Annotated in this window: 3 protein-coding genes; all 3 read right to left on the bottom strand. The window is 66.9% G+C overall.

What is annotated here, in order from left to right; translation table 11 throughout:
* Window positions 1-137, bottom strand: a 137-nt coding sequence (locus VIR09_RS28235) for an SDR family NAD(P)-dependent oxidoreductase (RefSeq protein ID WP_332015873.1), incomplete at its 3' end; no start/stop codon positions are given.
* Window positions 138-169: 32 nt separating this feature from the next.
* Window positions 170-889: an ABC transporter ATP-binding protein gene (locus VIR09_RS28230; protein ID WP_105558719.1), complete on the bottom strand. Its 720-nt coding sequence runs from the start codon at window positions 887-889 to the stop codon at window positions 170-172.
* Window positions 882-1,646, bottom strand: coding sequence for an ABC transporter ATP-binding protein (locus VIR09_RS28225; protein ID WP_105558718.1), 765 nt, complete (start codon window positions 1,644-1,646; stop codon window positions 882-884). The genes VIR09_RS28230 and VIR09_RS28225 overlap by 8 nt, the downstream gene beginning before the upstream one ends.
* Between the last annotated feature and the right edge of the window lie 58 nt (window positions 1,647-1,704).

Below are 1,704 nucleotides of genomic sequence, written 5' to 3'. Positions count from 1 at the left end.
GCCTGCGCGGTGCCTGCGGCCAGCGCCGCGTCGATATCCGCCACGATCACCGCCGCGCCCTGCCGGGCGAAGCCCTGCGCGATGGTGGCACCCAGGCCGCGTCCGGCGCCTGTGACGAGAACCCGCTTGTCTTGCATCATCGATGTCATGGTCTGTCCTTCGCGGCGCGTCAGGCGCCCAGATAGGCGCGCTGCACGCCTTCGTCGCTGGCGAGCCGCGCGGATTCGCCTTCCAGGGCGATCTCGCCGTTTTCCAGGATGTAGGCGTAGCTGGACACCGACAGCGCCAGCTTCACGTTCTGCTCCACCAGCAGGATGGTGATCCCCTGTTCGCGGTTCAGCCGCAGCACGATGTCGAAAATCTGCTCAACCACCAGGGGCGACAGACCCATTGATGGCTCGTCCAGCAAAATCATGCGTGGCCGCGCCATCATGGCGCGGCCCGTGGCCAGCATCTGCTGTTCGCCGCCGGACAGCGTGGCCGCCTTTTGCTCGAACCGTTCCCGCAGGCGCGGGAAGGTGTCGCAGACCATGTCCAGGTCCTGCTTCACGGCGGTGCGATCGCGGCGCAGGTAGGCGCCCATTTCCAGGTTCTCGCGCACGCTCATGTCGCGGAAGATCTCGCGGCCTTCGGGCACCTGCACGATGCCGCGGCCCACCACGGCGTCGGCCGCCAGGCGGTGGATGGCCTCGCCCGCAAAGCGCACGCTGCCCGCCGTAGGCGCGACCAGGCGCGAGACCACGTTGAGCGTGGTGGATTTGCCTGCGCCGTTGGCGCCCAGCAGCGCAACGATGGCGCCTTGCGGCACTTTCAGCGACACGTCCTGCAGCGCGCGGATATTGCCGTAGGCGGCCGAGACCGCGTCGATTTCCAGAAGAATGTCAGCCACCTGCGGCTCCCTTGCCCAGATAGGCTTCGATTACGCGGGCGTTGCTGCGCACCTCCGCGGGCGTGCCTTCCGCGATTTTCTCGCCGAAGGACATGACGGTGATGCGGTCGGAAATCGACATCACCAACTGCATCACGTGTTCCACCAGCAGCACCGTGATGCCGTCGCGTTCGCACAGTTCGGTCAGCAGGCGGTCCAGCGTTTCGATCTCGCGGTTGCGCAGGCCTGCGGCCGGCTCGTCCAGCAGCAGCAGCTTGGGCGAGATTGCCAGCGCGCGGGCCAGCTCCAGCATCTTCTGGCGGCCGAAGTCCAGGCTGCATGCCGGCGTGTCCATGAAGTCCGAAAGGCCCACGCGTTCCAGCAGGTGCTCGACGCGCTCGCGCGATTCGGCCGCCGCGGGGCGCAGCAGCTTGCCTGCGCGGTTGGCGCCATGGGCATAGGTGCCCAGCAGCGCGTTTTCACGCACGCTCAACGCGCCGAACAATTCCAGGTTCTGGAACGTGCGGGCGACGCCCAGCGCGGCCATTTCGTGCGGCTTCTTTTTGGTGATGTCCGCGCCATTGAACCGGATGCTGCCGCTGCTGGGGCGGTAGTAGCGCGAAATGCAATTGAAGGTGGTGGATTTGCCGGCGCCATTGGGTCCGATCAGCGCGTGGATGCGGCCGCGCTCCACCTGCATGGACAGGCCGTTGATGGCGGTCAGGCCGCCAAACTTCACGGTCAGGCCTTGCACGTCCAGATAGGGGTGTTCGCTCATGCCGCGCTCCTTTGGGCGCTCTTGGCGGCGCCTGCGCCAGAACGCGCGGCGGCGGGTA

It is taken from the genome of Achromobacter sp. (assembly GCF_036567245.1).
Lineage (GTDB): Bacteria > Pseudomonadota > Gammaproteobacteria > Burkholderiales > Burkholderiaceae_B > Achromobacter.
Note: the sequence above shows the minus strand (reverse complement) of the source record. Positions and strands in the feature narration are given on the sequence as shown.

Excerpts from the sequence above, each read along its gene's own strand:
- VIR09_RS28225 (WP_105558718.1), bottom strand. The coding sequence starts at position 1,646 with ATGAGCGAACACCCCTATCTGGACGTGCAAGGCCTGACCGTGAAGTTT.